27 protein-coding genes are annotated in these 26018 nt (G+C 53.5%); 14 read left to right on the top strand and 13 right to left on the bottom strand.

The genetic code is table 11. The features are described from left to right. Positions 1-138: 138 nt before the first annotated feature. The 3 genes from ACKGJP_RS29305 to ACKGJP_RS29295 all read left to right on the top strand — a co-directional run bounded on the left by ACKGJP_RS29305 (position 139) and on the right by ACKGJP_RS29295 (position 2713). Complete coding sequence (locus ACKGJP_RS29305) at positions 139-684, top strand: DUF402 domain-containing protein (RefSeq protein ID WP_409342304.1); 546 nt, start codon at positions 139-141, stop codon at positions 682-684. A gap of 134 nt (positions 685-818) precedes the next feature. Then, positions 819-1829 (top strand): LacI family DNA-binding transcriptional regulator, encoded by a 1011-nt coding sequence (locus ACKGJP_RS29300; RefSeq protein ID WP_409342303.1) that lies wholly within the window; start codon positions 819-821, stop codon positions 1827-1829. A gap of 77 nt (positions 1830-1906) precedes the next feature. Beyond that, positions 1907-2713 (top strand): aminoglycoside adenylyltransferase domain-containing protein, encoded by an 807-nt coding sequence (locus ACKGJP_RS29295; RefSeq protein WP_409342302.1) that lies wholly within the window; start codon positions 1907-1909, stop codon positions 2711-2713. A gap of 71 nt (positions 2714-2784) precedes the next feature. Here ACKGJP_RS29295 and ACKGJP_RS29290 read toward each other — a convergent pair whose 3' ends face one another. Continuing rightward, entirely contained in the window at positions 2785-3555 is a 771-nt protein-coding gene (locus tag ACKGJP_RS29290; protein ID WP_409342301.1) for an exodeoxyribonuclease III, read from the bottom strand. A 72-nt stretch (positions 3556-3627) separates the two neighbouring features. Beyond that, positions 3628-4440 carry a helix-turn-helix domain-containing protein gene (locus ACKGJP_RS29285; RefSeq protein WP_409342300.1) on the bottom strand — a complete coding sequence of 271 codons (813 nt, stop codon included), beginning with the start codon at positions 4438-4440 and terminating at the stop codon, positions 3628-3630. Between the two features lie 244 nt (positions 4441-4684). Here ACKGJP_RS29285 and ACKGJP_RS29280 point away from each other — a divergent pair, with 244 nt between their 5' ends. After that, the gene (locus ACKGJP_RS29280) at positions 4685-5509 is read left to right on the top strand and encodes a phytanoyl-CoA dioxygenase family protein (protein ID WP_409342299.1); all 825 of its coding nucleotides are present in this window, start codon (positions 4685-4687) and stop codon (positions 5507-5509) included. Between the two features lie 113 nt (positions 5510-5622). On the opposite strand, the gene ACKGJP_RS29275 is transcribed toward ACKGJP_RS29280, so the two are convergent. Then, complete coding sequence (locus tag ACKGJP_RS29275) at positions 5623-5934, bottom strand: YbjQ family protein (protein ID WP_409342298.1); 312 nt, start codon at positions 5932-5934, stop codon at positions 5623-5625. Between the two features lie 257 nt (positions 5935-6191). Between ACKGJP_RS29275 and thyA the strand changes: the two genes are divergently transcribed. Then, entirely contained in the window at positions 6192-7025 is an 834-nt protein-coding gene (gene thyA / locus ACKGJP_RS29270) for a thymidylate synthase (RefSeq protein WP_409342297.1), read from the top strand. A gap of 118 nt (positions 7026-7143) precedes the next feature. After that, positions 7144-7317 carry a hypothetical protein gene (locus ACKGJP_RS29265; protein ID WP_409342296.1) on the top strand — a complete coding sequence of 58 codons (174 nt, stop codon included), beginning with the start codon at positions 7144-7146 and terminating at the stop codon, positions 7315-7317. A gap of 142 nt (positions 7318-7459) precedes the next feature. Here the strand turns inward: ACKGJP_RS29265 and ACKGJP_RS29260 are convergent, their stop codons facing one another. After that, positions 7460-8521, bottom strand: a complete 1062-nt coding sequence (locus ACKGJP_RS29260; protein ID WP_409342295.1) for a stalk domain-containing protein — start codon at positions 8519-8521, stop codon at positions 7460-7462. A 388-nt stretch (positions 8522-8909) separates the two neighbouring features. On the opposite strand from ACKGJP_RS29260, the gene galU reads away from it, so the two are divergent. Then, positions 8910-9797, top strand: a complete 888-nt coding sequence (gene galU / locus ACKGJP_RS29255) for a UTP--glucose-1-phosphate uridylyltransferase GalU (RefSeq protein ID WP_409342294.1) — start codon at positions 8910-8912, stop codon at positions 9795-9797. 78 nt (positions 9798-9875) lie between these two features. Here the strand turns inward: galU and ACKGJP_RS29250 are convergent, their stop codons facing one another. Continuing rightward, positions 9876-10208 (bottom strand): DUF1904 family protein, encoded by a 333-nt coding sequence (locus ACKGJP_RS29250; protein WP_409342293.1) that lies wholly within the window; start codon positions 10206-10208, stop codon positions 9876-9878. A gap of 228 nt (positions 10209-10436) precedes the next feature. Between ACKGJP_RS29250 and yunB the strand changes: the two genes are divergently transcribed. Then, positions 10437-11252 carry a sporulation protein YunB gene (yunB, locus tag ACKGJP_RS29245; protein ID WP_409342292.1) on the top strand — a complete coding sequence of 272 codons (816 nt, stop codon included), beginning with the start codon at positions 10437-10439 and terminating at the stop codon, positions 11250-11252. Between the two features lie 45 nt (positions 11253-11297). On the opposite strand, the gene ACKGJP_RS29240 is transcribed toward yunB, so the two are convergent. Then, complete coding sequence (locus ACKGJP_RS29240) at positions 11298-12326, bottom strand: M23 family metallopeptidase (RefSeq protein WP_409347288.1); 1029 nt, start codon at positions 12324-12326, stop codon at positions 11298-11300. 168 nt (positions 12327-12494) lie between these two features. Between ACKGJP_RS29240 and nagZ the strand changes: the two genes are divergently transcribed. From nagZ to larC, 3 genes are all read left to right on the top strand, one after another. Beyond that, complete coding sequence (gene nagZ / locus ACKGJP_RS29235) at positions 12495-13793, top strand: beta-N-acetylhexosaminidase (RefSeq protein WP_409342291.1); 1299 nt, start codon at positions 12495-12497, stop codon at positions 13791-13793. Positions 13794-13951: 158 nt separating this feature from the next. Next, positions 13952-14113 (top strand): hypothetical protein, encoded by a 162-nt coding sequence (locus ACKGJP_RS29230; protein ID WP_409342290.1) that lies wholly within the window; start codon positions 13952-13954, stop codon positions 14111-14113. Positions 14114-14188: 75 nt separating this feature from the next. Then, a complete protein-coding gene (gene larC / locus ACKGJP_RS29225) occupies positions 14189-14662 on the top strand; it encodes a nickel insertion protein (protein ID WP_409342289.1) in 474 nt (157 codons plus the stop codon). Positions 14663-14724: 62 nt separating this feature from the next. Here the strand turns inward: larC and ACKGJP_RS29220 are convergent, their stop codons facing one another. Genes ACKGJP_RS29220 through larE form a run of 3 tightly spaced genes read right to left on the bottom strand, consistent with a single transcriptional unit; the run spans position 14725 to position 17527 of the window. Beyond that, positions 14725-15864: a LarC family nickel insertion protein gene (locus ACKGJP_RS29220; RefSeq protein WP_409342288.1), complete on the bottom strand. Its 1140-nt coding sequence runs from the start codon at positions 15862-15864 to the stop codon at positions 14725-14727. 32 nt (positions 15865-15896) lie between these two features. Continuing rightward, complete coding sequence (gene larB, locus ACKGJP_RS29215) at positions 15897-16673, bottom strand: nickel pincer cofactor biosynthesis protein LarB (protein ID WP_409342287.1); 777 nt, start codon at positions 16671-16673, stop codon at positions 15897-15899. Next, positions 16670-17527, bottom strand: coding sequence for an ATP-dependent sacrificial sulfur transferase LarE (gene larE, locus ACKGJP_RS29210; RefSeq protein WP_409342286.1), 858 nt, complete (start codon positions 17525-17527; stop codon positions 16670-16672). Before larE ends, larB begins: the two co-directional genes overlap by 4 nt. Positions 17528-17952: 425 nt before the next feature. On the opposite strand from larE, the gene lipA reads away from it, so the two are divergent. The 3 genes from lipA to ACKGJP_RS29195 all read left to right on the top strand — a co-directional run bounded on the left by lipA (position 17953) and on the right by ACKGJP_RS29195 (position 21695). After that, complete coding sequence (lipA, locus tag ACKGJP_RS29205; RefSeq protein WP_409342285.1) at positions 17953-18834, top strand: lipoyl synthase; 882 nt, start codon at positions 17953-17955, stop codon at positions 18832-18834. 987 nt (positions 18835-19821) lie between these two features. Further along, the gene (locus tag ACKGJP_RS29200; RefSeq protein WP_409342284.1) at positions 19822-20655 is read left to right on the top strand and encodes a YutD-like domain-containing protein; all 834 of its coding nucleotides are present in this window, start codon (positions 19822-19824) and stop codon (positions 20653-20655) included. A gap of 20 nt (positions 20656-20675) precedes the next feature. Further along, positions 20676-21695 carry an efflux RND transporter periplasmic adaptor subunit gene (locus ACKGJP_RS29195; protein ID WP_409347287.1) on the top strand — a complete coding sequence of 340 codons (1020 nt, stop codon included), beginning with the start codon at positions 20676-20678 and terminating at the stop codon, positions 21693-21695. A gap of 150 nt (positions 21696-21845) precedes the next feature. Here the strand turns inward: ACKGJP_RS29195 and ACKGJP_RS29190 are convergent, their stop codons facing one another. The 4 genes from ACKGJP_RS29190 to ACKGJP_RS29175 all read right to left on the bottom strand — a co-directional run bounded on the left by ACKGJP_RS29190 (position 21846) and on the right by ACKGJP_RS29175 (position 25862). Continuing rightward, positions 21846-22007 carry an LPXTG cell wall anchor domain-containing protein gene (locus ACKGJP_RS29190; protein WP_409342283.1) on the bottom strand — a complete coding sequence of 54 codons (162 nt, stop codon included), beginning with the start codon at positions 22005-22007 and terminating at the stop codon, positions 21846-21848. Between the two features lie 269 nt (positions 22008-22276). Next, positions 22277-23851, bottom strand: coding sequence for an extracellular solute-binding protein (locus ACKGJP_RS29185; protein ID WP_409342282.1), 1575 nt, complete (start codon positions 23849-23851; stop codon positions 22277-22279). A 133-nt stretch (positions 23852-23984) separates the two neighbouring features. Next, positions 23985-24869: a carbohydrate ABC transporter permease gene (locus ACKGJP_RS29180; protein WP_409342281.1), complete on the bottom strand. Its 885-nt coding sequence runs from the start codon at positions 24867-24869 to the stop codon at positions 23985-23987. Between the two features lie 33 nt (positions 24870-24902). Next, positions 24903-25862, bottom strand: coding sequence for an ABC transporter permease (locus tag ACKGJP_RS29175; RefSeq protein WP_409347286.1), 960 nt, complete (start codon positions 25860-25862; stop codon positions 24903-24905). Between the last annotated feature and the right edge of the window lie 156 nt (positions 25863-26018).

The raw sequence follows: 26018 nt of genomic DNA, 5'->3' as shown, positions 1-26018 counted from the left end.
CGTATGTTCGCCTCAATTGCCTGAACGCATGTTCCCCTATTTATGCCTGATACGAGGATTTTCAGAAAATCAAAGCTCTCTCAATCTTCTTTTCTCTTTGAATATCGAAATATAACATGTTACAGGAGGAGACGGTCATTGAAAAAGAAATACGGCGACCGGCCGGATTGGAAACGCGTAGCGAAGAGGGCTTATGCTCAGGAGTTTGTGGAGACGGAATCCTTTACAGGCTATATCACGCTGATCAGAATCGATCAAGTAACGGAGCCGTTATTCGCTCGCTACGGAGATAAGAAAAAGTGTCTTGCGGACGAGGGATATATGTGGCTGCAGCATTTTCCCATCGGTTCGTTACATTCCGTAACGACCATGTTTGATTCAACCGGACAAATTGTTCAGTGGTACATCGATATTTGCCAGGAGGTTGGACTAGACGAACGGAAGGTACCCTGGTTTTATGACTGGTATTTAGATCTCATTGTGCTGCCTTCAGGAGAAGTCATTCAAAAGGATGCCGATGAACTGGAAGAAGCATTATCGAATCGTGCCATTAGCGATGATTGCTATAACCAGGCTTGTGATGAAGCCCGCAGGCTCACAGAGCTGATCACCGAGGAGAAATTCGAATTGTTAAGCTTATCGGAACCGCATCGTCAAATGCTTCTTGCGAAGCTATCAAGCTAGTTGGACGGTACTGTTCATCCTGCTTTGGAAACAAGGGGCTGCCGCATACGCTGGCCGGTTCTTAGAAATAAAAGGCGGAAGCGTGTATACTTGGCTTATTGGCAATTATTCGCGCATTCGAGGAGTTTGAACCTATGAAAGTCAACATATACGACGTAGCGAAAAAGTCCGGATTATCCGTTGTGACCGTGTCTCGGGTGTTGAACGACGCGCCGTCCGTACGCGAGAAAAACCGCCAAAGAGTCATGAAGGCTATCGAAGAGCTGGATTACCGACCGAATTCGGCGGCACGCAGTCTCGCTCGCGGCAAAACGGGAGTCATCGGATTAACGTTGGAAACGCTGGAGGATACGGTATTCGATGGAGTCGTTCGAACCGTCAACGAAAGTCTAGAGGAGCACGGGTACTTCCTGGCGTTGTCCGTTCATAAGGAGGACGACTCCCAAACCGGACGTCAGAGAAACTTTCTGTTTCAGGAGGATCGGGTTGACGGCGTCATGCTGCTTTCTCCGACAAACGAGGACAACGACGTACTGGAGCTGCGAAAAAAGCGAATTCCCTTCGTGCTGATCGATAACCAGAATGCAGATGTGAAGGCTACTACGGTGAACGTCGACAATTATAAAGGCGGTTACGAGGCGACTAAGCATTTGATCGAGCTTGGTCATACCCGTATCGGGCATATTTGCGGCACGGCGCTGTACAGGAGCGCGCAGGAGCGCAAGCGGGGCTTTGAAGCGGCGCTCGCCGACGCCGGTTTGATGCCGTACGCAATGGCGAATACGGAGTTCGGTTTGCGCAACGGGTTCGACGCCGTCAAAGCTTGGATTTCCGAAAAGCGCGTTCCGACCGCGTTGTTCGCTGCCGACGATTTCATTGCGCTGGGGGCCATTCAAGCTTTGCAGGATGAAGGCTACCGTGTGCCGTCGGACGTGTCCGTTATCGGCTATGACGACCAGTCGTTCGCAGGCGGCATCCATCCGCGCCTAACGACGATTCGACAGCCGATCAAGCAGATGGGTGTGCAAGCGGTGCAACTGCTGCTCAACATGTTGAACGGAACGGCGAAAAAAAATCGTTCGCTGCTTCTCGAACCGGAGCTTGTCGTTCGCGAATCCACTTCCATTTGCCGAGTTCAATTATAAGTGAATATTACCGGCGAAACGCCGCGTCTCTTTGCTATTATGGCTGCAGAGACAGCTGCGATATGGGGGTTATAGGTATGAGTATATACGGCTGGACCGATTGTCCCGAACCGATCGTAAGGCAGCTTACGGCGTTAAGGGATCACTTAATCGACTATGTCGGACATAATCTGGTCGGCATCTATGTTCATGGGTCGCTGGCCTTAAACAGCTTTAATCCTGATGTCAGCGATCTGGATGTGATCGTGCTTCTCCGCGAAGGATTGGTTCTGGAGCTCAGATATGAGCTTGTGAAGCTCTTTCTTGCCTTGTCGAATCAACCGGCGCCGATCGAGATAAGCGTCATCGCGCTGGATGCGATATGGCCCTGGAAGCACCCGACACCTTTTCAATTGCACAGCAGCGAATATTGGAGAAAGGCATACGAAGAGCAAATTGGCAGAGAAAATAAACAATTCTGGGCGGAAACGCCGGTCGATCCCGACCTTGCTTGCCATATTACGCTTATTCTTCAACGGGGGATTTGCCTATATGGAAAACCTGCGCAGGAAGTCTTTCCGAGCGTACCGGAACAAGATTTTCGTTCCTCTATTCTAAGCGGCGTCGATCATGCGGCAGATGCTGTTCAAACAGCGCCCGTATACGGCATTCTAACGCTATGCAGAATCTTGTCGTATCTCGAAACCGGTATGATTATATCCAAGGAAGAGGCCGGGCAATGGGTGCTTGCAAGGATTCCCGAGCACATCCGTTATGTGGTGAGGCAAGCGGCGGATACGTACGTCGGCCCCGTCCAAGCGAGCGCAGAATACCGCGTTGAAGACTTAGAGGAGTATAAACGGCTCATGCTGGCGGCAATCCACGTTCATGTAAACAAGGCGTAGACGGACGGTTAAAAATAACAAAACGGCGGAACGAGTGGCTTCCGCCGTCTTATTTTCCCTCTTGGGCTACGCTAAGCTCCCCTGTTGTCCGCGATATGCAGAATAACGGGACAATGATCGCTGCCGGTTATATGGCAATCGATCTGCGCGTCGATCAGGACGTCCTTCATTCTGGAGGAAACGAGGAAGTAGTCGATCCGCCAGCCGACATTCCGCTCTCTCACCTTCGGCATATAAGACCACCAGGTGTAGACTTCTTCCTTCTCGGGATAAAAATGCCGGAACGTATCGGTAAAGCCGGCGTCCAGCAGCCGTGTCATTTTTTCGCGCTCTTCCAGAGTAAAACCGGAGTTGTTGCGGTTGGATTTCGGATTTTTCAGATCGATCTCTTGGTGGGCGACATTCATGTCTCCGCAAACGATGACCGGCTTCAGCTTGTCCAGCTCCAGGAGGTAGCTCTTAAACTGCTCTTCCCATTCCAGCCTGTACGCTAATCGGGACAGATCCCTCCTCGCATTAGGCGTATACACATTAACCAGATAGAAGGAGTCGAATTCGAGCGTGAGAACGCGCCCCTCGGGGTCCTGCTGTTCTTCGTCCAGCCCGTGCCTTACGCTCAGCGGCTTGTGCTTCGTAAACACGGCCGTACCGGAATACCCTTTCTTCTCCGCATGATTCCAGTATTGCGAATAGGCCTCGCCCAGCTCCAGGCTAATCTGTCCGTCCTGCAGCTTCGTCTCCTGAATGCAAAAGATATCCGCGCCCGTTTGTTCGAAGTAATCGGTAAAGCCTTTGGTCACGCAGGCCCTAATGCCGTTCACATTCCAGGATACCAGCTTCATTATCATTTCCCCTTGCTGTTTCATAAATGAGTTCTTTGTCCAGTGTATCATACAATCCGTTTTCCCTAGCCGTTAAAATATCGTTTTGGTTCGATGCTCGCGGCGGTATGCGCCGGGGGCTTGGCCGGTTTCCTTCTTGAACGTCTTGGCAAAATGATGCGCGTCGGCAAAGCCGCAGTAATCCGCAATCTGGTGGAGTTTGTAATCCGTCTGCTTCAATAAATCCCGGGCATGCCGCAATCGTAGTTGCGTCAGATACTGATGCGGAGGCATGCCGAACCGCTCCTGGAATACCGCGCGGAACCGGGAAGGGGACAGATTGGCGCGTGCCGCCATCTGCCGGGTGGTCAGAGGCTCCGACAAATGCAGATGCAGGTAAGAGGTCATCCATTTCAGCGAGGCGTCGGACTCGCCGGATATGCCCTGCTGCTCGGTATGATCCTGCAGCAGCATGACGACCAGCTCCGTTGCGAGGCTCTGGGCCTCCAGCCGGCTCAGCGTATCGTGCTGGTTCCAGCGGTCGATCATGCGCAGCAGTGTATCTCTAAAGCGAAAGGGATCGCTTGGCACGAAGCGGCAAGGAATATGGACGCCCTTCAGATCGTTCAGCCGGGGCTGCATGAGATGGGCGAAGGGGGTCAGGTCAAGCTGGCCCGGCCGTGTCGGAAAGCTGTCTTTTCGCTGCGGATGGTAGAAGACGTCCATATGGGAGAAGGGGGTTATCGTATCGGTAATCCCCTCCAGCGTATGATAGGTTCCCGGCTGCAGCAGGCAAAATTCACCTCCGTAAACTCCTCCAAGGTACCTTCGTGATTCACTCGCAATACGCCCTTCTGAACATAAATGAGCAAATAATCCAGCAGTCTGCGCTCGTGCAGAAACCATGGAGATCTTACGGCATAATCGCATTCTCGAATGTAGGGAACGATCGGGGTATCATCCAATCGTTCGGTTAAGGAAAGCATGAAGATCTCCCCATTCCCAACGTCTTTTATCAATCATGCGCCATTCCGCCGAATAGGTAAATAGTCAGTTTTGACAAAAAGCAGATCGCTTCATACAAAGATTAGAAGGTCTGTATTCCTTATACTGAAGACAGGAAATAACGATTCGAAAGGGGCATACGGCGATGAAGACGAACGATTCTTTTCTGTTCGAGGATAGCTATAAGCTGACTGCGGAGCAAATCGAAGGCTATCGGAACGACGGTCATGTGCTGCTGCGCAGCGTAGCGACACCGCAGGAAATCGGCATTTACGAGCTGATGATCGCCAGCGAGGTAATGCGGTTAAACTATCACAACAAGCCTCTGGAAGAACGCGACACCTACGGCAAAGCGTTCATTCAAATCGGGAATTTGTGGAAGCATAACGAGGACATTGCCCGATTCGTGCTGGGCCGCCGTTTTGCGAAAATTGCGGCCGATCTGATGGGGGTCGGCGGAGTCCGCATTTATCACGATCAGGCGCTGTTCAAGGAGCCGGGCGGCGGACATACGCCATGGCATCAAGACCAAATTTACTGGCCGCTCGATACGGACAAGACGATCACGATGTGGATGCCGCTAGTGCCGATCAGCGAAGAAGTGGGCTCGATGACCTTTGCATCCGGCTCCCATCACAGCGGGTACGTCAGCAAAACGGTTATTTCCGACGAGTCCCACCGCACGCTGAAGGAATACGTCGAAAGCAAAGGCCTTACGCAGATCAGCTACGGGGCGATGCAAGCGGGCGACGCTACTTTTCACGCGGGCTGGACGCTGCACAACGCGCCCGGCAATCCGACGGACACGATGCGCGAGGTGATGACGGTCATCTATTATGCCGACGGAACCCTTGTAGCGGAGCCGGACAGCAATGCGAGGAAGAACGATCTGAAAGCATTCCTGCCGGGCTGCGAGCCGGGAGGCCTTGCCGTCAGTCCGTTAAATCCGCTTGTTTACAGCCGAACGTAGTTTTAAGGGAGCCGTAAGGCAGCTTAGACGCTGCTTACGGTTTTTCTATCGTGAGAGTACGGTGGCAGGCAAAAAAACAGCATCCGCGCTTAGCGCGGATGCTGTTTCCCTTGTTAGAGGCGTACGGCGGTGCCGCTTACGGCTACCATCAGCATGCCGTCGCGGATTACCTCGTAATCGACGTCGATGCCGACGACCGCGTTGGCGCCTATGCGCGACGCTTGTCCGCCCATTTCATTGAATGCCAGATCGCGGGCTTCCTTGAGCTTCGTTTCGTATGCGCCGGAGCGTCCGCCGACGATATCGGTAATGGAAGCGAACAGGTCGCGCACGATATTGGCCCCCATAATCGCTTCGCCGGTCACGACGCCTAAATAATCCTGAACGGGACGGCCCTCCACCGTTGGCGTTGTCGTAAATATCATCGCAATCCCTCCCTTTCGTTATGCTCCTAATACGGTGTAACCCGTTCAATCGTTTCAACAAATCGAGGATTTATCCCAAACCGGCGATGTCGTTTCTCCGAGTTGCAGCCTTTTTGATTGAAATCGTCGGTAATGTTCCCGGTATCGAAGCTTCTTATTCTTCTCCCGTTGTTGACTCGAATGCTTAGCCTATTAAAATAAGATAGAGGAAGACGGTTACCGATAGGCGTACATAAAGGATGATGGAGGCGTTAAAGATGGCGGCAGTTGACCGAATTTACAATAATCTGGTTATGGATATTTTAGAGAACGGCGAATGGGACAAAGATCACGATGTCAGAACGAAATGGGCTGATGGGACGCCCGCCTATACCAAAAGCATCATTTGCAAGCAGATCAAGCTTGATAACGAAGAGGTGCCGATTCTGACGACCAAACGAGTCCCTTGGAAATCCGCGATTCACGAGCTGCTGTGGTTTTATGTGCAGAGAACCAGCGATTGCGGCTATCTCGACGATCACGAGGTGAAGCTGTGGAAAGAATGGACCAACGCGAACAATAATATAGGGAAAGCCTATGGCTATCAGTTGGGCAAGCCCGTCATGCTAAAGGGCAAGATTACGAACCAGGTCCATCATCTGATCGATCAGCTGAAACATAACCCCGCTTCCAGAAGGCATGTCATTTCCTTATGGAACATCGACGATTTGGACCAAATGGAGCTGTACCCTTGCGTCTGGAACAATCAGTGGCTGGTGAAGCAGGGCCGGCTGCACCTGATTGTAAATGCGAGATCGAACGATATCGGTTTGGGTCACCCGTTGAACGTATTTCAATATTACGTTTTGCAGCGGATGATCGCTCAAGTAACCGGCTACGGAATGGGAACGCTCACTTTCAATATCAACGATGCTCATATTTACGAGCGGCATATGGAGCCTCTAAAGGAACAATCGGAGCGCGAAGCCTATCCTGCGCCGGAGCTTTGGATCAATCCGGACATTCGGAACTTCGACGAGTTCACCATCGATGATTTTAAATTGATCGGCTACCGCTACCACCCGTCAATCAAAATGGAGATTGCCATATAGCTCGTTTATGCGAAAAACAGGAAAGACTCTCTCCAACTAAAAGGTAACCGTAAGAATACTCCTATAGCGGTTTGGGGAAAATAGGAAGAAATCTTGGTTGCGAAGGGAGGAGCACAGAGTGGATATTTCGATGGGTGCGGACGAGGTAGTCAGCCGTATTAAGCAGCTTCAATCGAACGGAGGCTCGATCAGCAAGAAGCAAGTCAAGCAGAGCGATCCCGAGCTGATGAAAAGCGCTTTGTTCTATTACCCGAGCTGGGAGCATGCGATCAAGAACGCAGAGCTTGTGTAAACGAGATCGTCTAGGCTGCCGCATGAAGAAGCGGTTGAGAGGGAAATTCCTGCTCAACCGCTTTTTGACGTTTATCGGGTACGGCTGAGTGAGTTGCGGTTCGCCGCATAGGCAAGCCATTTCCGGACTACGGCGGCAACTTTTATGAGTCCTTACCTTCCGATGCGGCAGACGCCGGATCCAGCTCGTATTCCCAGCTGGTGAACTTGGATAAGCTGATTATGCTTTTGGATTCGGCGCTGCCTTCTGCCGTATAAGAGAGCGTTTGCGGAACGAGAATGCGTGCGACGTACGTGCCGGGGGAGTCCGAGCCCTGCATGCTCCACTTAGGTAGACGCGCGGTATACCACGATTCTGCGGGGACCTTCCCTTCAAGAGGGGGCACGGTATAACGGAATACCACCTCTTCCTTCTCGCCATTTTTTTTCAGGATTTGGTATTCGATTTGGAGAGGGGAGATGGCGATGGCATGACTGCCGCTGTTTTTGAATTGCAGATTGGAAATAATCGATGTGCCGTCCTCGCTAACTTTGCCCTTGCCGAAGGAGACGCCCGCTTCTTCGGCGAGTATTCCGTCAACATATCCGCGAGTCGTCGTTAGGGCCCATCCGTCATTCACCCTAACCCGGTAGGAATCCGCAGTTCCGCTGGTGAACAACGGCGCTTGGATTACACGTACATCTCCCGCCTGCCACGGCTCGCTTCCGTCGACGCTGATTTCTCCCGTCGCCCCGATTTTGTTCTTGTTGCTGTCGTACGCTTCGATTTCAATCGCTTTATTAGTCATGTCTTTATGGAAGGTTACGATACCGGAGACGAAGCCGTTTTGTTGGTCGATGCCGGTCTTGACGGAAAGCTGGTCGATGCTGAGATTGCCTTCCGGGTCCTCCAGGCGGGCAAGCTTGCCGGCGGTCGTAAAAATGTCGATTTGATGCCGGTCTCCCGATTCGGGTGAAGCGTTCTGATAGAAGACCGTCGCTCCCATCGATTCCGCAAACAGGCGCAGGGGAATGTACGTTTTATTGTTGTAGTTGATGACGGGATCTTCGTCGTAAACGTTAAGCGCTTTCGTTTCGCCGTTCATATGAATCGTCACATTACTGGGAAACAGGAACGCCTGAATGCTATCGGAAGCAAAAGCTACCGTACATGCGGAAATCCCGACACCGACAAGCAAGCCCGTTACGAAAGAAAATTTCCTCATAACCACACACTCCTTTATATGGAAGTTATATACATAGACATGCAAGGCACCTAAAATGTTGCGGAATGAAGGCGGTTTGCCGTCGCATACAGCGAACATTCGGCTAACCCACAAGCGGAGTTAAGAAGGACGGTATAGGGAAAGTGCGCGATTTCTTTATGTAAGTAAGCCTATGCAGGGAGTGGACATCTCGATGATTCAAAAAAAGTTCCGAAGTTGGAAGGCGAGTCGTTACAGGCGCTTCCCGAGGGACGGGCATGAGCGGTTCCCTAACGCACTATGCAGTCCAGGCGTTATTGGTTGCGGACCAAGAGGTGCGGTATAATGATAAAAGTGGAATAACGCGAGCCGAAACCTATAAACTACCCTTATGAAGGAGTGGAAAGACATGAAGATTCGCAAAGCGGTCATTCCCGCAGCAGGCCTGGGCACGAGGTTTTTGCCCGCAACGAAAGCCCAGCCTAAAGAAATGCTGCCAATCGTCGATAAACCGGCGATCCAATATATCGTGGAAGAGGCTGTTCAGTCCGGCATCGAAAGCATTTTGATCGTAACCGGGCGCAACAAGAAAGCGATCGAAGACCATTTCGACAAATCCTTCGAGCTCGAGTACACGCTTCGGGAGCAAGGCAAGCTTGATCTTCTTGAAGAAGTCGAGCAGATCAGCGACATGGTCAACATTCATTATATCCGGCAAAAGGAGCCGCTCGGTCTCGGACACGCCATTTCATGCGCGGAGCAGTTTATCGGAAATGAACCGTTCGCGGTCCTGCTTGGGGACGACATTATGGTGTCCGATCCTCCAGCCTTGAAGCAGATGATTCAGGCTTACCATGAATATGACCGCACCGTCGTCGGCGTTCAGCGGGTGCCGGAGGAAGACGTGAGCAAATACGGCATTATTTCGGCGGAGCTCATGAAGAACCATCTCTACAACGTGCGCGATCTCGTCGAAAAGCCGTCCCGCGGCGAAGCGCCTTCGCAAATCGCGATTATGGGCAGGTACATTTTGAAGCCGACGATTTTTCCCGTTCTGCAAAAGCTGGAGAGAGGCGCGGGGAATGAGTACCAGTTGACGGACGCGCTGCGCGTCTTCGCGGCAGGAGAAGGGATGCTGGCGATGGAGCTGTTGGGGCAGCGCTACGACATCGGCGATAAATTCGGCTATATGAAAGCGATCGTCGAAATGGGGCTGCAGCGGGAGGAATTGAAGCCGCAGCTCATGGAGCTTCTGCAGCAGATCGTCAGCCAGGAAGAGAAGAGAGCTACCCGATGACGGTACGCAATCTGAAAAGCCTTGTCCCGCTATTGAAGGGGAACAAGGCTTTTTGCGTAAGCGGCATAAACTTACCGTTCACTCGCCGATAAGCTTGCCGTTTACGTAGTAGCTGTCCTCACGGTAGGCGCGAAAAGCGATTTCCAGCTCCGGAACGTCAAGCAGCTGCAGGTTGATGGCCAGCGCTTGGGCGAAACGGTTTCTCGTTTCCTGTCCCCGTTCGAACCAACCGACTTCGATGAACGGAAAGGAGGGCGTAATTTCCCCGTCCGTAATCGCGGTCGTATGCAGGCACTCGATAATAAAATTATCGGTCCCGCATTGGCATATTTCAGCGAGCTGCTCGATGAGCGGTTTGCTGACAGTCTGCACCCTCTCGGCAGAAATTCCTCTTATGACGATATGCGGCATTTCATCTGCTCCTCTTCGGTTTTACCCTGTATTATAACCGAATATCCCGTTCGATGAGAACTTGTGCAGCGCCCTGCGTGGGGGAGAACCGGGGGGCCGACAGGTTGAACGTGACCGGCTGGAACTCGTCTTTTTTGACGCGGCGGCGCATACGTATACGTAGACGATACTTGGCCGGTCTTCGGGCATTGTTTGCCGGCCTATGCCATGCCGACGGGAGGAACTCCGATGTACAAGCGCAGATTCCGCAGCCGTGCGCCAAAAAAGGGAAAGCGGCGCCGTATCGTATTTTTCGTAACCATTCTTATGATGCTGCTGACGCTTCAATCGTACATATACATCGAGCGAAACCTGATGCCGCCCCTGATGAATTTGGCCAAGGTCCGTATTAAACAAATTGCTACGCAATCGATCAATGCGGCCATTTCGGACCGGATTGCAACCGGCACCAACTTCGAAAAGCTGATCCAATGGCAGAAGGACAACAACGGCAAAACGACCGGTTTCATGCTTAATTATGCCGAGCATATGAAAATAACTGCAGACACGATCAACACCGTACAGGGGTTGTTTGATAAGCTGTCGAGCATTCCGGAGCATATACCGCTCGGCCAGGCGATGCACAGCCCGATCCTCGCTTCGTTCGGGCCCGATATTCCGGTTCGGCTCGTGCCGGCCGGCAATGTCAAGGTCGATCTGAACACGCAGTACCAGAACGCGGGCATTAATATGATTTTGGTCGAGGTGTACATTCGGATTATTGCCGAGGTATCGGTGATCATCCCGTTCGATTCGGAGCCGGAAATCGTCGAGACGAAGCTGCCGATATCGTACTTGCTCGTCGTCGGGGATACGCCGATGTATTATTTCGATAACAAGGGCAACCCGCTTGGGAATTCCGCTCCGCTGCCGCCGAACGTGTCGCTGCCGAATTTGAAAATGTCGCAGGGCGGCGGCACAGGGACCGTGCAATCCGGCGCCGTGCAAGGGCAAACCGGAGCCGCCGAAGCCGGCGAAGGAGCCGGAGCCCCGGCAAAAGAATGAAAAACGGACGCAAACCGCGCGCCATAAGGTGCGGTTTGCGTCCGTTCATTTCGTTGGCTTGCGGGACTCGTTCTGTTCTTCCCGCTCCCATTTGCGCAGATGCGGATAGGGATCGAACGACCACTCCGCCAGGCCGCTGTCGCGGTACATCCCGAAATGCAGATGTGGAGGGAATTTGCCCTGCGTGCCCGGTTTGCCGTAGCCCGAGCTGCCGACCCAGCCGATGACCTGGCCGGGCTTCAGCACATCGCCTGTTTTGATCTTTTTGTCGAAGCCGGAAAGGTGTGCGAAATAGTGATAGGTGCCGTTCAGATCACGAATGCCGATGCGCCATCCGCCGTAAGGGTTCCAGCCCATTTCCTCGATAATGCCGTAGCAGGTGCTCCGGACGGGTACGCCGTGGCCTGCAAAAAGGTCGGTTCCTTCATGAATGCGGAATCCGCCCCAGCCTCTGCTCGCTCCCCAAGTGCTTCGGTAGGAGTATTCTGCGCTTAAAGGGAGCGGGAAAGCATGCTTGCCTAGCTCCAGCGTATCGAATGTTGCATAGATGGCGGAAAACTGCTGGATGCGCTCGACGCTGCGCGAATTCTGATAATATTCCCAAAGCCCGATGCCGAAATCGTCTTTGTTCGTTCCGAAGCCAAGCATATAGTCTGCCATCGTATACAGAACATCCATATCGTTCTGGCGATCCGCGAGGCCGTCGCCGGATCCGTCCTTGCCCCTGCCTCCGAAAAAAGCGATCGAATGAAGGCTTTGATCCTCTTGATCGGGATTCAAATACCCCGCCCATTCCGGCTCAGGGTAATAGATGGCGATCAGGGCGCCTTCGCGAACAGGTCTTTTTTTGGCGCTATTCATCGTTCGTTCGTATTGATCGATCGCCGCGAGGCTGTACCACGGGATGCCGGTGAGCGCGCTCACTTTATCGAATAGGTCTTTCCTTTCGGCCAGCGTTTGGGCTGGATTCGCCGGGGCTGAAGGTGCGGCGGTAACGGCCGGACAAGCGGCGCATGCGACAATCAGCGTATAAACGGCAATGACGCGCAGCGCCATGCGGCACTGCGTTAACATTTGCTTCATCGGTTGTCCTCCTGGTTGAACGCTCGTATTCGCCATTTATAGGATGTGTCGGCCTCGGATTTTTATTACGCTTTTCTTGAAGAAGTCATGGATGCGCGGCAGGATGGAAACAATTTTGTTATGATGGTGCAAGGTTCAAGTGCGAAGGAGGGAAACAGAATGCGGGAAATGAGGCTCAGCTTCATGGCTGCCGTAGCCGCTGCGGCTATAGCGTTGACCGGCTGTGCGGGGCTTGGCGGAGCAAAAAACACCCCGTCGGAGGGAGCGCAAACGGGAAGCGCGGGCAATAACGCCGGCACTCCCGGTACGAGTGCGCCGTCGCCGAGCGCGACGCCTACGGCCAAGCCCGATCCGCTGAAACTGAAGATGCAACAAATGTCGCTCGACGAAAAAATCGGACAGCTCGTCATCGTCGGATTGGAGGGGAAGGAAGCCGACAACCAAACATTGGATATGATTTTCAAACATAAAGTAGGCGGATTTATTCTTTTTAAGGACAATATCGCCAGTGCCGACCAAACGAGTAAGCTGCTGAATACGCTGAAGGCGGCGAATGCAAGTGCTAACGCTGCTGCTCCCTTATGGCTAAGCGTCGATCAAGAAGGAGGAAGGGTCAACCGACTTCCGGCCGCGTTCGCCGCTATCCCGACAAACCGTGCGATCGGTCAGATCGGTAAAACCGAATTATCGGCCGAGATCGGAGCGCGTCTGGCTGAAGAGGTATCGGGGCTCGGCTTCAATATGAATTACGCGCCGGTCTTGGACGTTGACAGCAATCCGAAAAATCCGGTTATCGGGGACCGTTCCTTCGGTCCGAGTGCGGACCTGGTCAGCCGGCTTGGTATTGCGACGATGCAAGGTATTCGTTCCGGTGGCGTCGTGCCGGTCGTGAAGCATTTTCCGGGGCACGGCGATACTTCGGTCGATTCGCATCGGGCGCTTCCGGTGGTAAATAAAAGCAAGGAAGAGCTTAAAAAGCTCGAACTCGTGCCGTTTGCTCGTGCAATTCAGGACAAGGCGGAGGCGGTCATGGTCGCGCACATTTTGCTGCCGAAGCTGGATGAATCCTACCCGGCTTCTTTATCCAAAGGCGTCATCACGGATTTGCTTCGGGGGGAGCTCGGCTACGACGGGGTCGTCATCACGGACGATATGACCATGGGAGCCGTTCTGCAAAATTATGCGATAGGCGAAGCTGCTGTCCGCGCCGTACAAGCCGGAGCCGATATCGTGCTTGTCGCTCACGACAACGAGAAGGAGACGGAAGTTCTCCGCACGCTCAAGAAAAATGTAGAGGACGGCAAGCTTTCCATGAGCCGCGTGGATGAAAGCGTGTATCGAATTTTGAAGCTGAAGCAGGCTTATAAATTGGCCGATAAGCCGGCCGAGAGGCTTGATGTCGAAGCTGTCAGCCGCCGTATCAAAGAAACTCTGCAAAAGTACACGCCGCAAAAGTAGAAGACGCAGCGGAACGGTTTGTCGGCGTAACCGATTAGACACAGGATTGCCAGCTGACCTGTGACTTTTATCACAGTCATGCATACAGTCGCACGTTATAGTTGAAGTATGAAAAGCCTCTAGCGAGGCACAACTTCACGAAACGGAGATGATTTCGCATGACAAACCTGGAAACGAATCATAAACAAACGGCTTCATACTCGGGCTTGCCGATCGTCATTATTTTGTTCGCCGTTCTGCTGATGTCTCCGGTGCTCTATTTCACAATCCAGCTGCTGCTCGGCAACGAAGCGCTGTTCGCCATTAACGGCTATAAGTAATGGATTTATCCGCAATGGACGCTCCTTACCCGTTCTGCTAATATGATAACAAACGGTTGAACGGGGGTGCATACGATGACATTTGCGCACCGAGAGGAGCATCGCGACGGACAGATGATCGTGATTCAAGCGAATATCGACGATATGAATCCCGAGCATTGCCCGTATGTGACGGATCGCTTGCTGGAGCAAGGGGCGAATGACGTTTGGTGGATTCCGATCATCATGAAAAAGGGCCGTCCGGGCCTGATGCTGAACGTACTTGTCGACGAGCGGAGCCTTTCTCCGATGGAGGATATCATTTTTGCCGAAACGACGACGATAGGGCTGCGGTATATGCACGCGACCTGTCACCGGCTGGGACGCGAGTTTCGGCAGGTGGAAACGCCATGGGGTGTCATTAGCGTGAAAGCCGGCTACCATGACGGCAAGCTCGTTCAATATGCGCCGGAGTTCAAAGACTGCGAGGAAGCGGCCAAGCGGCACGGCGTTCCGCTTAAAGCGGTGTACGAGGCGGCTCGGATGAAGTTCGCGGAGGAAGATCAATAAAAAATCAGCCCGTTCGATTCGTCGAAGGGCTGATTTTTGTTGGTTGCGGCACATGCAAGGATTTACAGAACGGTATTGTCCCGGACCGTAGGCTCATGCGAGTGATTGTGGCTGTGATCCCCGTGATCGTGATCATGGGAGTGGCTGTGGCCGTGATCCCCGTGATCGTGATCATGGGAGTGGCTGTGGCCGTGATTCCCGTGATCGTGATCATGGGAGTGGCTGTGGCCGTGATCCCCGTGATCGTGATCATGCGAATGGCTGTGGCCGTGATGCCCGTGATCGTGATCATGCGAGTGGCTGTGGCCGTGATGCCCGTGATCGTGATCATGCGAGTGGCTGTGGCCGTGATCGTGATCATGCGAATGGCTGTGGCCCCCGGTTGCCGGATGGTGATGGTGGTGGTGCTCCTGCGGCTGAGGGGCATCCTGCGCAAGATGAATGAGCGGCGGCGAGCACTTGGTTAAATGCGTATCCGCGCTGCCGATGACAACCCGCAGCACATTAGGGTGATTAGGCAAGTCGCGGGTGCCGGCGCCATAGCCGACGGATTCGACGATCATTGCCGGCAGCGCGCTTGCAAATTCATCGACGATGCCCGAGGCGATGCCTGCGCCGGTCGGAGTGGTCAGCTCCATGCGATGCGAGGACGGCGCGATCGGCAGTCCTTTCATCATTTCAAGCGTGGCAGGGGCCGGAACCGGATAAATACCATGGTCGCATTTTACGGTGCCGGAACCGAGCGGTACAGGCGCGCTAACGATCTTGTCCGCGCCGATGGAGTCGAGAGCGAGCGCAACGCCGACGATGTCGACGATCGAATCGATGGCGCCGACTTCGTGGAAATGCACCTTTTCCACAGGGATGCCGTGTATTTTGGCTTCGGCGATGCCGATTTTCCGGAAAATGGCCAAGCTGAGCGCAGTCACCCGATCGTTAAACCCTGCGCCTTCGATTAATTTGACGATATCGGTATAGTGGCGGTGATGCGTCGGGGCTGCGCCCGGTTCGATCGCAACGTCCATTTTGAGTGCGGAAATGCCGCGTTTATTGACCCGTTTCCATTCCAGCGCAAAAGGCTCGATCCGGATTTTGGCGAGCTCGCTCTCCACATAATCGCGGTCGGCGCCTGCATCGACCAGGGCGGCTAGCGTCATATCGCCGCTAATGCCGGAAAAGCAATCCAAGTAGACGATTTTCATCGATTCCCCATCCTTTATCGATAATGGTCAGCTTATTTCGCTGCCTGTTGGTTGGCGATATTTTTATGGATAATGCCTGCGGCATAGCCTGCTCCGAAGCCGTTGTCGATATTCACGACGGTAACGCCGGGGGCGCAGCTGTTCAGCATGGCGAGCAAGGCGGCGACGCCTTGAAAGCTTGCGCCGTAGCCGATGCTTGTCGGCACCGCGACGATAGGCTTGGACACAAGGCCGCCGAGCACGCTGGCCAGCGCGCCTTCCATACCGGCTGCGACGACGATGGCGCTCGCCCCGCGGATAAGCGGAAGCCGGTTGAACAGCCGATGAATGCCGGCAACGCCGACGTCGTATACGCGTTCGACATGCGAGCCCATGCATTCGGCGGTCAGCGCGGCTTCCTCGGCCACGGGCAGATCGGAGGTTCCGGCGCATACGACCGCAATATAGCCGCTGCTTACGCGAAGAATCGGCTTTTTGAACCAGGTCAGCGCTCTTGCCGCAGGGTGATAGGTGATGCCCTTCAGCTGGGCGGCCACCGCTTCCGCTTTATCCGCATCGACCCGGGTTGCAAGCACCCGGTCCGCATGCTCCATCAGCTTCGCGAAAATGGCGGCTATCTGCTCGGCCGACTTGCCTTCCCCGAAAATAACCTCGGGAAAGCCGGTCCGCTTTTCGCGTTCCGTATCGATCTGGGCAAAGCCGAGGTCGGCGATGCCGGAGGAGAGCAGCGGCTGCATTTGCTTTTTGGCCTCGTCAATTTGCAGCTCGCCGCTCTGAACTTTTAATAATAACTGCTCCAACTCGGTCATAGGGACGCTTCCTTCACCTTCTGTTTGGTCGTTTGGCTGAGCACCTCGTTCATGCTTCCCGTCCGGTAGCCCGCCAAATCCAGCGTGACGTACGTAAAGCCGAGCGAACTAAATTTCTCGAAAATCGATTCGCGATGCTCGATCACCTTATGGATTTCCTCCGGCATGACCTCGATCCGCGCGATTTTGTCATGATGTCTGACGCGTACCTGATACAGGCCGAGCGATAGGAGGAATGCTTCTCCTTCGTCGAGCTGGTCGATCTTGTATTTTTCGATTTTGGTTCCGTAAGGTATACGCGAGGACAAGCAGGCGAAGGACGGTTTATTCCAGACCGGCAGCCCGAGCTCTTTGGCCAGCTGGCGAATTTCCTGCTTCACGAAGCCCGCCTCCTGCAGCGTACTGCGGACGCCTTGCTCGTTCTTGGCCTTGAGGCCCGGCCGGTAATCGCCCAGATCGTCGACATTGGAACCGTCAAGCAGGAACGGGTAGCCGAGCTCGGCAGCAATCGTTTGCAGATGGGCGTATAAGCCTGTTTTGCAATGATAGCAGCGGTCCGGGTTGTTGGCGACGAAGCTTGCGTTTTCGAATTCCTTTACTTCCGTTTTATGAATGCGGACGCCCAACTCCTCGGCAAGCTTGACCGCGGCGTCAAATTCGCGTGACGGGAACGTTTCGGATGCGGCAATGACCGCAAGCACCTGATCCCCGAGCTCCTGCTGAGCTCTTTTGAGCACGAACGAGCTGTCTACGCCGCCCGAAAAAGCGACCATAACCCGGCCCATCTCCCGTAGGATGGCCCCAAGCCGCGCATCCTTTTCCCGAACGGATGCCGGTATTTGTTCCAGTTCCATGTAAAGCGCCTCCCCCGAAATCGTGACTGCCGGTCAGGAAGCCACGGTTGTATGTAAGTTTCCTAAAGCAGCTGCCCCCGGGTTTCCCAAACTCCCGTATCGCATAATAGCCAAAGACCAGCCTTGCAGCAGCGAGCGTGAATCGGTCATGCACACGTTATCTATCGTTAATAAGTGTACCATACTTAGCTTCGAAATCGAACAAAATCACACCTTTTCCAACAACGGCTGCCGTTTTTTTCGGCTTAGCGCATCGTACAATGAAAGTACCGATGCGAAAGATGAAGCGCCGCTTTACGTATAGCCTGCCGTTCAGCCGCACTTTTCCGAAAGAAAGGTGCTGCCGTTTATCCTTGGTCCCGTTTTCGTGCTATAATAGCGGGAAAGACGCAATGACCAACCTATAGAGAAAGCGGGTTCCAGGGATGCCAAGAGAACGGATCGGCCGGAAGCCGGAATGGCTGAAGATCAAGCTTACAACGGATGAAAATTATACGGAAATTAAAAAAATGATGCGCTCCAAAACGCTGCATACGGTTTGTGAGGAAGCGAAATGTCCGAACATTCACGAATGCTGGGCGAACCGGACGGCGACGTTTATGATTTTGGGCGATATATGTACGCGGGCATGCCGGTTTTGCGCGGTCAAAACGGGGCTGCCGACCGAGCTCGATCTCCAGGAGCCGGAGCGGGTGGCGGAAGCGGCGGAGCAGATGGGCTTACGCCACTGCGTCGTGACTTCGGTTGCGAGAGACGATCTGGCCGACGGGGGTGCGGCGATTTTTGCCGAAACGATCCTTGCGATTCGCCGGAAGCTGCCGATGTGCGGAGTTGAGGTGCTGATCCCCGATTTTATGGGCAGTGCGGAATCGCTGCGCACGGTGCTCGATGCGAATCCGGATATTTTGAACCATAACATCGAGACGGTCGAACGCATGTCGGACCGCGTACGCTCCAAGGCGAAATACCGCCGGTCCCTGGAATTGCTTGGCCGCTCCAAGGAGATGGCGCCATCGATTCCGACGAAGTCGAGCATCATGGTCGGCGTCGGGGAAACCTGGGACGAAATTTTGCAGACGATGGACGATTTGCGCGCCGTCGATGTCAATATTATGACGATCGGCCAATATTTGCAGCCTTCGCTGCAGCATTTGCTGGTCAAGCAGTACTACACGCCGGAGCAATTCGCCGAGCTCAAAGCGGAAGGCGTGAAACGCGGCTTCAGCCATGTGGAGTCGGGGCCGCTTGTACGGAGCTCTTACCACGCGCATGAACAAGTAAAGTCGGCGGTGGAGACGCTCATTTAAAGCTGCTGCTGCCGAGATGGCGAACGTACGACGGCGGGAGTTAGTCGAACTTCCGCGAACCGGCGTGGAATCTCGTGTGCTAGGTGTGCGTCTGGGGCGCAGCGAGAACGGCGAATGCTCGGCGGCGAGAGTTAGTTGAACTTTCCGCGAACCGGCGTGGAGCCTCGTGTGCTTTGGTGTGCGTCGGGGACGTAGAGGGACGGTGAACGTTCGGCGGCGGTTCATTGAACTTCCACCAACCGGCGTGGAGTCTCGTGTTCTAGGTGTGAGTCTGGGAAGCAGCGAGACGGCGTTTGGGCGGCGGTTAGTTGAACACTTACCAGCGAACAGGCATTATGCGGATTCTTGAGGGTGTGTATGGCAACATGTAGCACCAGGCGCGTAGCACGAAGCGTTATAAGCGCGTTTGCTTAGAATAGTGAACTTAAGGTAACAAATAGTGAACTAAAGTTCACTATCTGTTGGTTGCTGGGCGATTTTGAGGGCAATAGTGAAGGAAAGTTCACTAATAGTGAACTTCCTGGAAAAATAGCGATGTTTGCTTCACTATTGGATGCGAAGGCGCCTAAATAACCGGAAATAAGGAAGTTTAGTTCACTAATAGTGAACCAAGCTTCACTATAGCCTATTACGGTTGGACTAGAGAGTACCCAGACAAGAACATGGACCGGCTGTTTCCATTTCGTTATCTGAATGAGTACCGGGTCCACCACATGGAATCGAATAATCGAAGTAAAACACAATAAGTTGTGACTTCTATAAAGGAAGACGTATAGCGAAGGAGCGACCGCCGTTGGATGGAAAAAGCCGTACAGGCCTTCTATCCGGTGGTTAGGAGTAGCTGTGGGGCTTCGCAAGAACCGTGGAATAAGCCGGAAAGGCTATCGATCTGGCGACGAGGGGAAAATGTCCGGTTCGATAAATAACCGGCGGAATAAGCTGTGAACCATCACTTCACTTTTTGGGACGAGATAGGAGGGATAGCGGTTGTTTCATGTAGGAGGCAATACTTACGAGCTGTTGGCCGAAAATAAAGACGGCTGGAATCTGGAGGCATTTCGCGAGCGGTATAGCGACGTGCTGGAACGGTACGATTATGTAGTCGGCGATTGGGGCTATAATCAGCTGCGGCTGCGCGGTTTTTTTAAGGAAGCGAACGCCAAGGGCAGCAAGGATTTCTCCTTTTCGACGGTGCAGGATTACTTGAACGAATACTGCAATTTCGGCTGCGCCTATTTTATTATCGAGAAAATGAACGTCAAAAACGCGCGTCAGGCGAACGGCGAGCTGCTTCCCGAACATCCGCTGCAGAATGGCGGCGGCGGATCCGAAGAGCTGCAGGAATCGAGCGAAGGTATCGTTCCGAAGGAGTGGAACAGCAGGGGGCAGAAGGAATCCAGAGAGAACCAGGATGCCGGACGTCCCAAAGACCCCGAAAGAGAAGGCAGGGAAACGCCGCCGCGCGAGCATATTCGGGACGAGAGGCACCATCAGCGGGCCGCTCTGAAAGAACCGAGAGAGCAAAATCGGGAATCGCGCGAACCGCGTGATCGTCATCAGCAGCCTCACGACCGGCATGAGCGTCAGGAACGGCAGGACCGGCCGCAAAAAGGGCAGCATGGACATCATTCCGGCAAAGAGCACCAGTCGCCGAAACAGCGGTTCCAGCAGGGGAAAGAACAGCATTCGTCGGGCAAACAGCAGCATGCGAATGGACAGAAGCAGCATCCGCCTCGCGGCCAGGTTTCATCCGGCCAGCCGGGCAAACATCAACAGCGCGGCCAACAGCCACAGCCGAACAGCACGACAGGCCGCCCGTAAACGGGGGCGACGCAGTGAGAATGAACAGCGGAACGTTAAAAGCGGGAACCGTGGTGGCCGTCATGCTCCTTGTGGCCGGCTGCGGGCTGCTCCCGGCACGGGAGCAAGCGAAGCCTGAGCTGCTAAAGCCCGTCAAGGACAAGGTAGAATTGCTGGATGTGAAGAAAGGCCATATTTCCAGCGAAATTAGCGGCCTAGGAGTTATCGTGCCGGGCCGTACGGAGTACGTGAGCTATACGATCGACGGCAAAATCTCGGCGATGCCGGTTAAAGCGGGGGACCGCGTGAAGAAAGGCGATCTGCTGATGGAGCTTGATGCGGGGACACTCGCGCTCGATTTTAAAAAGCAGCAGCTAACGCTGGAAAACGTCCGCGCCGAGCTGGAAAAGGCGAAAGCAGCCGGCGCTGCCGAAGGCGAGATCAAAATCGCCGTGATGAACGTGCAGATCGAGGAGCTGCGTCTGACCGGCATGAAGGCACGCCAAGAGAAGCTTAAGCTGCATGCCCCGATAGACGGCATCGTGACATTCGTCGACGCCTTGCGTCCGGGTAACAGCGCGGTCGCTTACCGCGAAATCGTCGGCATTGCGGAAGAAGGAGCCAAGGAGGTCGCGTACACGACGCCGCTCGGCTCGAGCGTATCGCTGACCGAAGCGGCAAAAGGGATGCCGGTCAGCCTGACGCACGGCGGCAAGACGTATTCGGGCATAGTGAAGCAGAGTCCGACCTCGGCTCCCTTTACGCTCAATACGACGGAAGCCGAGCGCAATTCGCGGCTGCTTCTGCTTCAGTTCGATGCGCTTCCGGCCGGCGCGGCGTTCGGCGACAACGTGGAATTCAAGCTCGTGCTGTCGGAGAAGAACGACGTCGTCAAAATTCCGCGCGTCGCATTGCGCTCCTACCAGGGACGCGACTTCGTGCATATCGTCGAAGGGGAAAGCCGCAAAGAAGTCGACGTCGTCAAAGGACTCGTCACCTCGACGGAGGTTGAAATCAAGAAAGGCCTTACGGAAGGCCAGCAGATCGTCATGAACCGGTGATCCGGAGTCGATGCTTGACGAATCGCCATCCTATAATGAAAAAGCGTTCTTCGTCGGGTTGCACCGGCCAAGAACGCTTTTTCTTATATCAGATAGCTAACAATCATCACAATAATGAAGAAAATCGGGATGATCAGTAATAGGCAATTATCATGGGTTCGCCAAAATAGAATGTTTGACGGTAACGCTGCTCATCGGTTTGTCCTTTTGATGATGCTGCTGTCTTCGCATAACGAGAAACGAGGCGGCTATTCCGAGCAGCAGGACGACGATGCCTCCGTAAGTAAACCATGAGAGCGTACTTGCGGTCATCAGAAACTCCTCCTTTGCAATTGCAATTGCAATTGGATACTTGGGGAATAGTTTCTGCATGCAATTTTTTTTTATTCGAAAAAGCGGGAATGTCCCGGAAGGGTATCAGAAAATGAGTGATTCTTCAATTAACAGGAAATAACGCCCCCAACCTGCTAAGCAAGTCGGTATGGAGGCGTTATTCGGTAGGGAAATGGTTGTCGGAGAGGGGGGAATCCCCAAATTGACTAATGGGACAGCCCCTTCCGTTGTTCTAGCCGCCGCTTTCGTTATTGCAGTCCGCGGTCCTTGATCAGTTTGTTGACCTCGTCGATGACGTCTTTGCCGCCTTTGGCCATATAATCGGAGACCATCTTGTCCCAATCGGAAATCGGCTTCTGGCCGACGATCATTTTCGTTTTCTCGTCCTTGAGGAAGTCGCCCAGCTCCGTCGACTTTTTCGTATAAGCCGGGGAATCCGATTGGACGATTGTGACCGGGTTAAGCTTGCCCGGCGTCTTTTTCAAATAGTCGACAATCGCCGTGTTGAACGCTTTTTCGGCCGGGTTTTTGGAGTTTTTGATAAACAGATCCAAATCCTCGTCGTTCGGCGCCCATCCCGCTGCGATGATGTAAGCGTTAGGCGCGACGGAAGAGCGGGTTTCCGTATTTTTTTGCGGTACGCCGTTGACCATTTTGTAGCCTTTGTTTTCGCCGCCGTTCAGCCAGTCGTAGTACTCGTTTTGCGGATTTTGCTGGTCGGCCGGGATCCACTTGCGGAAATAATCGATCATGCCCAAAATGCGTTTGACCTTCTCTGGATCGTTCTTAAGCTTGGCATTGATCAGGTAGTCCATGTAGTAGCCGGTTCCGACGCTGATCGTTTGGCTGCCGTCCGGGCTTTTGAATATCGGGAGCGGAACGACTTCCGCTTTCGGATCGTTCTCGATCAGCGTCTTGAAATCGATGCCGCCGGCGCCCGGCTGCTCGAACCAAATGCCGACCTTGCCTGCATTGAATTCCTTGAACACGTCGTTATAGTTCGTAACGGGCCAGTCTTTTTTGAGGGCGCCTTCCTTGTGAAGATCGGTCAGGAATTGGACGACCTCCTTGGCCCCCGGCGTAATGTCCGGGATCAGCTGGCCGCTCTCGTTCTTCTGCGTCCAAGCGCTCCAATAGCTGCCGAAATTCGCCCCGTAATAGATGCCTTTGGCAAGCCCCAAGCCTATCGTATCCGCTTTGCCGTTGCCGTCCGGATCGTTCTTCGCGAAGGCGATGGCGACCTGCTTCAGCTCGTCGTAGTTGGTCGGCATTTTGAGACCGAGCTTATCCAGCCAGTCTTTGCGGATGACCGGCCGTTTGCCGCCTTTCGGGCTGAAGTAGTGGGGAATCGCGTACGTTTTGCCTTCGACCTTCATCAGATTCCAAACTTCCTTAGGAAAAGCCTTGAACGATTCGTATTGATTCAGAAACTCGTCAAGCGGAAGGAACGCCCCCTGCTTCGCCCATTTGGTGAAGTTCGGATCCGTATGCGTCTGCTCCATGCCGATGATGTCCGGAATATCGCCCGAAGCCATGACGACGGTCAGCTTCTCGTCATAAGTGTCCCATGGAACGTATTGCGGCTTGAAATCGATATTGAACTTCTCGTTTATTTTTTTGACGGCTTCGGAATCCGGCCCCGGCACCGGATTTTCCCATGTTCCGGAAATCAAGGAAACCGTAATTTTTTTGTTTTTGGGATCGGTTGACGCCCCGGCATCCTTTCCGGTATCCGTCGTTCCCGTTTTGCCGCTGGAACAAGCGGCCACGCTTATCGCGAGCGTAGCGGATAATGCAACTGCTGCTATACGTTTCGTTTTCAAGAGTAAGCCCTCCCTTTCAAAATGGCAGAAAGTAGATCCTCATTGTACCATTTCCCGGTAAACGCGCCGACTATTAGATGGCGAAGCCGTTTATCCTTGTCATAACCGAAATGGTAAAGTCGTGTATGACCCGTCATCCTTTTACGGAGCCGAGCATCACCCCTTTCGCGAAATGCTTTTGCAGAAACGGATAGAGGATCAGAATCGGGATGGTGGCGACGAGAATGGCAGCCATGCCGATCGTCTCCGGAGGCGGCATATGAGCGGAGCGCGCCGCTTCATTGCCCTCGGTTAACACATGGGACGACTGGCTCAGAATGACGACTTGCCGTAAAATGACCTGAACGGTCCATTTGGCCGGATCGCTCAAATAAATGATGGCGGAAAACCAGGTGTTCCAATGCCCGACTGCACCCATCAGTCCGAAGGTGGCGAGAACCGGCTTCGAAAGCGGAAGGATGATCCGCACGTAGATTTGCAAATCGTTGGCTCCGTCGATCAGCGCCGATTCGGTCAGCTCGTGAGGGATATTCAAGAAAAATTGCCGCATCACGATCAGCGTATAGGCGTTGATCGCCCCTGGAATAATTAACGCCCAGTACGAATTCAGCAGTCCCGTAGCGCTGACGACCATATAGGTCGGAATGAGGCCCGCGCCGAACAGAAACGTGAACAGCACGATAAACAGAAAGAAACGTTTGCCGGTAATGTTACGCGAAAGCGCATAAGCCATCATCGAGGTGAATAGCAGGCTGACGAACGTCCCGGCAACCGTGATGAACGCCGTTACCCCTAGCGAGCGGACGAACGCTTTGGATTTGAAAATGTAATCGTACGCGTCGAGGACGAAGCTTTTCGGGTAGAGGAGCAGATCCGACTTGACGAACTCCGCGTAGGAGGTAAACGAGACGATGACCATGTAGTAGAACGGGAACAGCATCGTCAAGGCAACGAGAACGAGAATGGTAATATTCAGCCAATCAGCCGTAATGCCGGATATGCTTTTTTTGCGGACCATAGTGTCATCTCCTAACACAGCTTCTTTAACGATTTAGTAGACGCCTTCTTCGCCGAATCGTTTGGCCAGCTTGTTGGCCCCCATAATCAGAATCAAGCCGACGAACGATTTGAACAGGCCGACCGCCGTGCCGAAGCTGTACTCCGATTCGCCGAGACCCTTGTAATACACGTACGTGTCGAGCACGTTGCCGATATCTTTGTTGAACGGGTTAAGCATAAGGAAGATTTGTTCGAAGCCGGAATCGAGCACGCTGCCGAGACGCAAGATTAGTAAAATGACAATCGTGCCTCGAATGGCGGGCAGCGTAATGTGCCACATCTGCCTCCAGCGGTTCGCGCCGTCAATGACGGACGCTTCGTACAAATTCGGGTCGACCCCGGCCAGCGCGGCCAGGAAAATGATCGTTCCCCATCCGGACTCTTTCCAGATGACTTCAAGGACGATCAGCGGCATGAACCAGCTTGGCTCCTGCAGGAACGGGATCGCCTCGATGCCGGCCAGGCCGAGCAGTTTATTGACGATTCCTTCGGATTTGAGGAATACGGTAACGAGGCCGATGACGACGACCCAAGAAATGAAGTGAGGCAAGTAGACGATCGATTGAATGATGCGCTTGAATCTGTCGTTCCTCAGCTCATTGAGCATGAGCGCCAATATAATCGGGATCGGAAAAGCGAACACAATCTGCAGGAACGAAAGATAAAGCGTGTTCCAGAGCACGCGTACGACCTCGGGATCGCTGAATATTTTCTCAAAATGCTTGAACCCGACCCACTCGCTGTGCCAGAACCCGCGGAAGGCGCTGTAATCCTGAAACGCCATTACATTTCCGCCCATCGGAACGTACTTGTACACGATGAAATACGCCAGTCCCGGCAGAAGCAGCAGGAATAAATAGCGCTCTCTCCACAGACGTGCGGACAAAGCCTTCTTTTTATCAGGTATGGCATTATCGCGGATTGCCGGCAACGACTTTGTTTCCGCTTTCATTTCCAAGGCTTTGATCCCCCTTCAGAAAAATTTGTAAAAACTGCCTCTTGCTTTTGGGTGCAAGCTTATATTATAAAAATGATCTGGGCACGCCTATCGGCAAATTTGCCGATTCCGCGTTATTTTGCGAAGGATTCGAAGATTTGCACAGTTTCC

It is taken from the genome of Paenibacillus litoralis (assembly GCF_046244365.1).
In the GTDB taxonomy this organism is placed as follows: Bacteria; Bacillota; Bacilli; order Paenibacillales; family NBRC-103111; genus Paenibacillus_V.
Note: the sequence above shows the minus strand (reverse complement) of the source record. Positions and strands in the feature narration are given on the sequence as shown.

Coding starts and splice junctions, on each gene's coding strand:
- ACKGJP_RS29300 (WP_409342303.1), top strand. CDS start 819: ATGAAAGTCAACATATACGACGTAGCGAAAAAGTCCGGATTATCCGTT.
- ACKGJP_RS29295 (WP_409342302.1), top strand. CDS start 1,907: ATGAGTATATACGGCTGGACCGATTGTCCCGAACCGATCGTAAGGCAG.
- ACKGJP_RS29290 (WP_409342301.1), bottom strand. CDS start 3,555: ATGAAGCTGGTATCCTGGAATGTGAACGGCATTAGGGCCTGCGTGACC.
- ACKGJP_RS29285 (WP_409342300.1), bottom strand. CDS start 4,440: ATGGTTTCTGCACGAGCGCAGACTGCTGGATTATTTGCTCATTTATGT.
- ACKGJP_RS29280 (WP_409342299.1), top strand. CDS start 4,685: ATGAAGACGAACGATTCTTTTCTGTTCGAGGATAGCTATAAGCTGACT.
- ACKGJP_RS29275 (WP_409342298.1), bottom strand. CDS start 5,934: ATGATATTTACGACAACGCCAACGGTGGAGGGCCGTCCCGTTCAGGAT.
- thyA (WP_409342297.1), top strand. CDS start 6,192: ATGGCGGCAGTTGACCGAATTTACAATAATCTGGTTATGGATATTTTA.
- ACKGJP_RS29260 (WP_409342295.1), bottom strand. CDS start 8,521: ATGAGGAAATTTTCTTTCGTAACGGGCTTGCTTGTCGGTGTCGGGATT.
- galU (WP_409342294.1), top strand. CDS start 8,910: ATGAAGATTCGCAAAGCGGTCATTCCCGCAGCAGGCCTGGGCACGAGG.
- ACKGJP_RS29250 (WP_409342293.1), bottom strand. CDS start 10,208: ATGCCGCATATCGTCATAAGAGGAATTTCTGCCGAGAGGGTGCAGACT.
- yunB (WP_409342292.1), top strand. CDS start 10,437: ATGTACAAGCGCAGATTCCGCAGCCGTGCGCCAAAAAAGGGAAAGCGG.
- ACKGJP_RS29240 (WP_409347288.1), bottom strand. CDS start 12,326: ATGTTAACGCAGTGCCGCATGGCGCTGCGCGTCATTGCCGTTTATACG.
- nagZ (WP_409342291.1), top strand. CDS start 12,495: ATGCGGGAAATGAGGCTCAGCTTCATGGCTGCCGTAGCCGCTGCGGCT.
- ACKGJP_RS29230 (WP_409342290.1), top strand. CDS start 13,952: ATGACAAACCTGGAAACGAATCATAAACAAACGGCTTCATACTCGGGC.
- larC (WP_409342289.1), top strand. CDS start 14,189: ATGACATTTGCGCACCGAGAGGAGCATCGCGACGGACAGATGATCGTG.
- ACKGJP_RS29220 (WP_409342288.1), bottom strand. CDS start 15,864: ATGAAAATCGTCTACTTGGATTGCTTTTCCGGCATTAGCGGCGATATG.
- larB (WP_409342287.1), bottom strand. CDS start 16,673: ATGACCGAGTTGGAGCAGTTATTATTAAAAGTTCAGAGCGGCGAGCTG.
- larE (WP_409342286.1), bottom strand. CDS start 17,527: ATGGAACTGGAACAAATACCGGCATCCGTTCGGGAAAAGGATGCGCGG.
- lipA (WP_409342285.1), top strand. CDS start 17,953: ATGCCAAGAGAACGGATCGGCCGGAAGCCGGAATGGCTGAAGATCAAG.
- ACKGJP_RS29195 (WP_409347287.1), top strand. CDS start 20,676: ATGAACAGCGGAACGTTAAAAGCGGGAACCGTGGTGGCCGTCATGCTC.
- ACKGJP_RS29190 (WP_409342283.1), bottom strand. CDS start 22,007: ATGACCGCAAGTACGCTCTCATGGTTTACTTACGGAGGCATCGTCGTC.
- ACKGJP_RS29180 (WP_409342281.1), bottom strand. CDS start 24,869: ATGGTCCGCAAAAAAAGCATATCCGGCATTACGGCTGATTGGCTGAAT.
- ACKGJP_RS29175 (WP_409347286.1), bottom strand. CDS start 25,862: ATGAAAGCGGAAACAAAGTCGTTGCCGGCAATCCGCGATAATGCCATA.